This window comes from Burkholderia sp. LMG 13014 (assembly GCF_905232215.1).
Classification (GTDB): domain Bacteria; phylum Pseudomonadota; class Gammaproteobacteria; order Burkholderiales; family Burkholderiaceae; genus Burkholderia.
Window position 1 is genome coordinate 1 of record NZ_CAJNKE010000335.1, and the last position, 6,529, is coordinate 6,529.

A 6,529-nucleotide genomic window follows, 5' to 3' on the forward strand; every position below is an offset into this window, starting at 1 on the left:
GGCCGCGCGAGATCCGCGAGCGGCGGCACCAGCAGCCCGAGACCGACGCCGCATGCGAGCACGGTCGGGCCGCGCCGCACCAGCGCGGCGATCAGCGCGCGCATGGCGGCGCCTCGGGACGGTGGTGAACGGGGGTGAAACCGGGGCAGACGTCGGATGGCATGCGGTTTCCTCGAAAGGGCGGGCCGGCACGGGATATCCGCAGACTAATCTGGATCATGAGCGAAGTAAAATGATATAAGCTGAATCCGTAACAAGAGAAAGTGATATGAACATCCCTCTGCTCGAAACCTTCCGGGCCGTCGTTCAGGAGGGCAGCGCGCTGCGCGCGGCCGAACGGCTTGGCTGTACGCAATCGAACGTCACCGCGCGGCTGCGCCAGCTCGAAGCGTCGCTCGACGCGCCGCTGTTCGACCGGTACGGCAAGCGGCTGGTGCTGAACGACGCCGGGCGCCGGCTGATCCCGTATTGCGACCGTATCCTGCGCCTCGTCGACGAAGCGACGCAGGTGGTGCGCGAGACGCCGGTCGCGCGCAGCTTCCGGCTCGGCGCGATGGAAAGCACGGCGGCCACACGGCTGCCGGCGCTCGCCGCCGCGTTGAAGGCGCGTGATCCGGCGCTCGGCCTCGCGGTGCAGATCGGCAGCGAGCCGGATCTGGCCGACGCGCTGCTGCGCGGTCGGATCGACGCCGCGCTCACCGCGCGCGCGGTCGTCCGGCCCGGGTTGCGCTATGAGCCGGCGTTTGCCGAAGAGATGGTGCTGGTGAGCGCGGCCACGGTTACGCGCCGGCAGGTGCTGGCCGACAACACGGTGCGGCTGCTCGCGTTTCACGACGGCTGCCCGTATCGCGCGGTGGCAGAGCACTGGCTGAAGGCGCGCGGCATCGCGATCGAGTCGGTGGCGTCGTTCGGCACATTCGGTGCGATCCTCGGCTGCGCGGCCGCCGGCATGGGTGTCGCGATCCTGCCGAAGCGGATCACGACCGAGCATGTGGCGCGCAAGGAACTGCGGGCGCACGCGTTCGACGATCTCGACAGCGTGACGACCTATCTCGTCACGCCGGAAGAAGCGCTCGGGCTGGCCGAGCTCGACGCATTGCGCGCGGTGCTCGGCCAGCAGGCGGGGGCACTGCTCACGCGCTAGTGCAGCGTGGCGTGACGCGCTATCGAGGTTTCGGATCGGGTATTCAAGCCGATGCGAATGCCCGGCGAAACCGGGCTATTGCACCGGGACGCGATGATCGGCGAAGCGGCAGGCGGTTGCCGGACCGTGGAGATGGACGCGCATGAATAGCGAGTGCCACGTCCACGACAGCACGTAATTATTAAAGGAATGCAATAAATGGCTGAACCACTTTTCGTACTGGCCGATGTCGAAATCAGTGAGGCGGCGTTGCGTCGATGGCTGAAATCCGCGCCACTTTCTGCCACGGCATTCGACGATTGGCCAGGTTCAGTGTATCGCGGCGATTCCGGGATTTCCCAAGCGGCAACGTCGCCGGACCTCAGCGTCGCTGACGGATTGGTTGCTTATTGTGTGGGCAGCTTCGGGCTGGGTGATAGTCACCTTCATTGCAACTACGACAAACAAGCAAAAGCGCTTCGTTTTGCGGTGTACTTTCAGTATGGCGATGAAGCGGGCGTCATGGAGTCCGCGCTTTCTTTCTGCGCGTTGCTGCGCGGTATTGCGGAAACATACACGGCAAAAACGCCGTCATTCATCCGCTTGTTTGACACGGGCACCGATATTCTGTGCATCGAGATCAGTCAAAAGGCCTCGCGGATCGTGCCCGATCCTGTCAATGCGCAGTTATCCCCCGAATGGTTCGATGAGTGGATCAGTCAAGAGAACTTCGGCGATCCGGACACACTCCTGGCCGCGCTGTTCCCTCCATTGGCACGGGCCCTGAAGAAGCAGGTTGCACTGGGTGCGCTACGAGCCAGCCCGCAAGCGCCCTACGACTATGATCGGTTCTTCTGGACCGATGGCGAGCACGTTTACGGCGGCTCTTCTGATGACCCCGTGGTAAAAAACGCAGACCCGAAAACCTTTCGCCGGGTCACGCCAGCCAACGCCATGGACTCGGCCTTTTATGCAGATGCGTGCCAGATCTGGTATCACCAGCCGATGGTGGACGTCGTGCCGGTGCAATCGCTTGAATCGGGCGCATCCATGGAGGGTTGGCGGCCCTTCAGTTCGGATGGAGAGCCGCTATTGCGTTGTGGCGACACCGCGTGGACTGTCGCGAACATGGATTATCCCGACGGGGGGCATATTTTCGGTCACGCGGACTATCCCAATGGCGGGAATACCAAAGGCAACGTCAGGAGCGTCTTGCGCAACATTCAAGCGCAGGGCGGCGTTCCCGTGTGGGAGAAGATATACAACTTCGAATATCTTCGCCCGACCCAGGTGGAGGGCGCATCGTTTGTCCATGTAAAAGACGGTTTGTTTGAAGATGGCAAGTCGGTCTATGTCCAGACGGATCAAGGCCTGATCCGCATGGAGGGCGCCCTTCCGGGAATGACGACATACTTGGGCGGACTGTGCTGCAACAACGGACGGCTTTTCCGGAAAGGATGCGCAATCAAGCGCCAACTCGATGCCGCTACGCTGCGATATCTTGACTACGATTTATACGCAGACAATCGCCACGTTTACCAGCTTCGCGATGGTTCGGATGGCCACGAGTTCAGCCCCGACCTGCATATCTTGCGGGATGCGGAGCCGGCAGATTTCCGGATCATGTGCGCGCTGCCGAACGCGACGATCAGCGCGGATACGCGGCATGTCTGGCTAAACGGCGAGGTCATCCCGGGCTCGACTCCCGAAGCCGTCAAATTCATGGGTTCGTTCTTCTGGACGGACGGAAATCGCGTTTATAACTGCGAAAAACTGATTCAGGATGCCGATCCGAAGCAATTCGACGTGCTGGCTGACTCCGATTACGCGCGCCAGGGAAGGGTAGTCTATTTCCGCGCCGAACAGATTCCCGGCGCCGATGCGGCCAGTTTTGTCGCGGACGGTGGGACTGCCGCTCACGACCGGCACCGGCGCTATGAATTCGAGAGGCCCGTTGAGCCTCGGGATTCCGAGTCCTGAAAAGAGGTAGTCGAGTGACTGGCGGGCGGTTGAACTGATTCGCCGCGTGACGGGTCGGCGACAGCGCGAATCGCACGGCCCGACACACGGGCCGCCGGCAGGATCGCGCTTGCTACCCCGATGTCGATCCAGACGCCTTTGCTCCGGATCAGCCGTAGAGCCGATAGAGGCGCGTCCAGTTGCTCACCATCCCATGCGATGCCGAGTGGTCCGCCCGACGCTGCCAGCTCGGTTTCGGAAATGGCGCGGGGGAGCGAAGTCGCTTACCGGTAGGTCCAGAGCCGGTGCAGCACGAACGTGCTCGGCGGAATCAGCAGCGCGATCGCGACGATGCTCATCCCGCGGGACACGTCGAGCGCTTCGGCCGCCCGCGCGAGCAGCATCGTTTCGGCAAAGCCGACCAGTGTGACCGCGAGAAAGCGCACCACGTTGCGCGTGCGCACCGTCGACGAAAAGCTCCACAGCGTATTCGCGAGATACGAGAACGCCGTCGCGCAGAGGAATGCGATTGCGTTCGCCGTCACCAGCGTCGCGTCGAACCACGCGAACATGGCCGCCGCGACCAGCGTGTGGATCGCGGTCGAGCAGAACCCGGACACGCCGAAGCGCACGAGCCGCGTGCGCTCGGCATAAAGCAGGGTGATCATGGCCGTGGGTGCGCGTCAGCGTACGCCGAGCCGCGCACGGGTCGGCTGCACGCGCCGGCGTGCGTTCTGGCGGCGCGCATCGCGCGCGACCGGGAGCTCGATCACCTTGCTGTGCGCCTGGTAGCGGCGGCGGATCAGGTAGACGGGCCGTTGCTTCGACTCGTCGTAGATCCGCCCGATGTATTCGCCGACGACACCGATCCCGATGAGCTCGATACCGCCGATGAACAGCGTGACCGAGATCAGCGACGCGTAGCCGAGCACCGGATTGCCGAACAGCAGCGTGCGGAAGATGATGAACGAGCCGTACAGGAATGCGAGCGCGGCGATGCCGACACCGATGTAGGTCCAGCTGCGCAGCGGCACGGTGCTGAAGCTGGTGATGCCTTCCAGCGCGAAATTCCACAGCTTCCAGCCGGAGAATTTCGAGTGCCCGGCACTGCGCGCGTCGCGCTGGTACTCGACGATCACGGTCCGGTAGCCGACCCACGCGAACAGCCCCTTCATGAAGCGATGCCGCTCGGGCAGGTTGCGCAGCGCGTTCACGACCTTGCGATCCATCAGCCTGAAATCGCCGACGTTTTCCGGCAGCTTCACGTCCGACAGCAGGTTGTGCACGCGATAGTAGATCGCGGCCGCCGTGCGCTTCGCGAACGAATCGCACGCGCGGTTGCTGCGCTTCGCGGCGACGACTTCCGCGCCGTCGCGCCAGTGTTCGATCATCACGGGAATCAGGCTCGGCGGATCCTGCAGGTCGGCGTCGAGCGGGATCACCGCGTCGCCGAGGGCTTCGTCGAGGCCGGCCGTCAGCGCGGCCTCCTTGCCGAAGTTGCGGGTGAGATCGATCACGCGCACGCGCCGCTCGCCAGTGCTGATCCGGATCAGCCGCTCGAGCGTGTCGTCGCGGCTGCCGTCGTTCACGCAGACGATCTCGAAACGGATCGCGTCGATCGACGTCATCAACGGAATCACGACGTCGAAGAAGCGCTCGACGGCTTCGCCTTCGTTATAGAACGGCACGACCAGCGATACGAGCGGTGTGAAGAGTGGTTCCCGCATGATGATTCCCCTTGTGATGTCGCTTCACCGATGGGCGCCGATGGTCGGTCTGCCGGTGCGGCGCAGTTCGTACGCCGTGCGGTGGTGCGTTCTGGCCGGATGCGTGAACGCGGTTTCGGTCGAGTTGTCGTGTGCGTCCGGCATCGACGGCACGTCGTGTCGTTCGCGGGCGATCCGGCTGACGAGCAGCCCGAGCGACGCCAGCGTGACGAGCGGCATGAACTGGAACGACAGATGCGGCACGACGGTGAGGCCCGCGAGCGGCATCAGCCACAGCAGCACCAGCCATTCGCGATCGAAGCGCCGCCAGCCGTGCGTCCACGCATAGCGCGCATACCATGCGATCACGATGCCGTACCAGGTCAGGTCGTAGTCGTACAGATAGGGGCTGACGAGCAGGCAGGCGCAGGCGAGGGTCGCGGCGCGCAGCGCATACGAGCACGCGCCGCGCCAGGCATAGACGACGGCGATGGCCGCGATCGATGCCGACAGCAGCTGAAGCCCGCTGGCGACGTAGGTGGGCCAGCCCGCCATCTCGGCGAGCGCGAACACGGTGGGCATCCGCGCGAGCTTCGCATGGCCGGCGCCGATGACCTGGTAGACCTCGTGCATCCCGTGGGCGAATGCAATCCACGAGTCGGTGCCGAACGCGAGCGTGGCGAGCGCGACACAGGCGGCAATCGTTGCTGCCCACGCGGCCAGCGCACGCCACTGGCCGGCGCACAGCAGCGCGAGCGGAAGCAGGATGGCCATCTGCGGCTTCATCATCAGCATGCCGAAGCAGATCCCGGCCCAGACGGGGCGGCGATTCAGAAGCAGCAGGCCGAGGCCGCCAAGTGTGGCGGTAAACAGGCTGGTTTGCCCGACGATGAGGGTCACGAAGGCGGCGGGGAAGGCCAGCGCGCACAGCCACGCGGTACCGCGCTGCACGGTCGCATGAATGACGGCGGCGAACAGCACGTACGTGATCCCGAGCCAGAGCACGACCGCCGCCATGTAGGGCAGCCAGCCCAGCGGCAAGACCAGCAACAGCATGCTGGGCGGATAGAGCCACAGGAGTACGCCATCCTCGAGAGTCATTCCCGGAACGGCGATCTGCTGGATCGCAAACAACGCGTCGAAATGCCAGACGTCGGCGGCACGCCCGTGCGCGGCGAGCCATGCCGCGCTCCAGATGGCGGAGAAATCCTGCGACAGCGGGACCAGCACGGCGGCATGCTGGAAGGCCACCCGGGCAATGTAGATGCCGATGAACAGCAGTTCGGTCAGCAACACGCCGGCGGCATAGGCGCGCACGCGATCGCGATTGAGCCAGTGCGGATAGCGGCGCGGGCCGGCGATCGGGAGTTCCGGATGCACATCCATCGCAGGATGGGCATGGCGAACGGAAAGGGGCGTTTTCATCGTGCATTCCGCGGCGAGCGCTGTGCCGTGCGGCGAACGACGACGAACAGCACGGCAAGCAGGACGATCGGACCGATCTGCGGCATCTTCATCAACCGGTTCAGCATCTCGAAGACGGGCAGCAGCCAGGCGAGCACGATCACGCCCTGGTCGCCGGGCATCCAGCCTTCGTCAAAGCCATGGGCGATCAGGCAGAAGATCGCAATGCCGAGCCAGGTTAGTTCGTAGTGCCACAGATAGGGCGTAATCAGCAAGGTGGCGACGGACAGTACCGCGCCGCGCAAGCGCATGTCGGGCGTGCGGCGCCAGACGTCGA

General features: G+C 64.3%; 5 protein-coding genes and 1 pseudogene. 2 read left to right on the plus strand and 4 right to left on the minus strand.

Annotation, left to right across the window (positions count from 1 at the left end):
* Positions 1-268: 268 nt before the first annotated feature.
* Both JYJ84_RS25175 and JYJ84_RS25180 read left to right on the plus strand, forming a co-directional pair.
* Positions 269-1,144, plus strand: coding sequence for a LysR family transcriptional regulator (locus JYJ84_RS25175; protein WP_175221149.1), 876 nt, complete (start codon positions 269-271; stop codon positions 1,142-1,144).
* A gap of 198 nt (positions 1,145-1,342) precedes the next feature.
* Positions 1,343-3,103 carry a DKNYY domain-containing protein gene (locus JYJ84_RS25180; RefSeq protein WP_175221151.1) on the plus strand — a complete coding sequence of 587 codons (1,761 nt, stop codon included), beginning with the start codon at positions 1,343-1,345 and terminating at the stop codon, positions 3,101-3,103.
* A 263-nt stretch (positions 3,104-3,366) separates the two neighbouring features.
* On the opposite strand, the gene JYJ84_RS25185 is transcribed toward JYJ84_RS25180, so the two are convergent.
* The 4 genes and pseudogenes from JYJ84_RS25185 to JYJ84_RS25200 form a co-directional block, all read right to left on the minus strand.
* Entirely contained in the window at positions 3,367-3,750 is a 384-nt protein-coding gene (locus tag JYJ84_RS25185; protein ID WP_175221153.1) for a GtrA family protein, read from the minus strand.
* Positions 3,751-3,765: 15 nt separating this feature from the next.
* A complete protein-coding gene (locus JYJ84_RS25190; RefSeq protein ID WP_122949906.1) occupies positions 3,766-4,809 on the minus strand; it encodes a glycosyltransferase family 2 protein in 1,044 nt (347 codons plus the stop codon).
* A gap of 24 nt (positions 4,810-4,833) precedes the next feature.
* A complete protein-coding gene (locus tag JYJ84_RS25195; protein ID WP_122949905.1) occupies positions 4,834-6,213 on the minus strand; it encodes a glycosyltransferase family 87 protein in 1,380 nt (459 codons plus the stop codon).
* A pseudogene (locus tag JYJ84_RS25200) lies at positions 6,210-6,529 on the minus strand (hypothetical protein); the annotation flags it as partial. The pseudogene JYJ84_RS25200 and the gene JYJ84_RS25195, both read right to left, overlap by 4 nt.

What these genes read in the sequence shown, in the direction of transcription:
- JYJ84_RS25190 (WP_122949906.1), bottom strand. Translation starts at nt 4,809, where the DNA reads ATGCGGGAACCACTCTTCACACCGCTCGTATCGCTGGTCGTGCCGTTC.
- JYJ84_RS25180 (WP_175221151.1), top strand. Translation starts at nt 1,343, where the DNA reads ATGGCTGAACCACTTTTCGTACTGGCCGATGTCGAAATCAGTGAGGCG.
- JYJ84_RS25185 (WP_175221153.1), bottom strand. Translation starts at nt 3,750, where the DNA reads ATGATCACCCTGCTTTATGCCGAGCGCACGCGGCTCGTGCGCTTCGGC.
- JYJ84_RS25195 (WP_122949905.1), bottom strand. Translation starts at nt 6,213, where the DNA reads ATGAAAACGCCCCTTTCCGTTCGCCATGCCCATCCTGCGATGGATGTG.
- JYJ84_RS25175 (WP_175221149.1), top strand. Translation starts at nt 269, where the DNA reads ATGAACATCCCTCTGCTCGAAACCTTCCGGGCCGTCGTTCAGGAGGGC.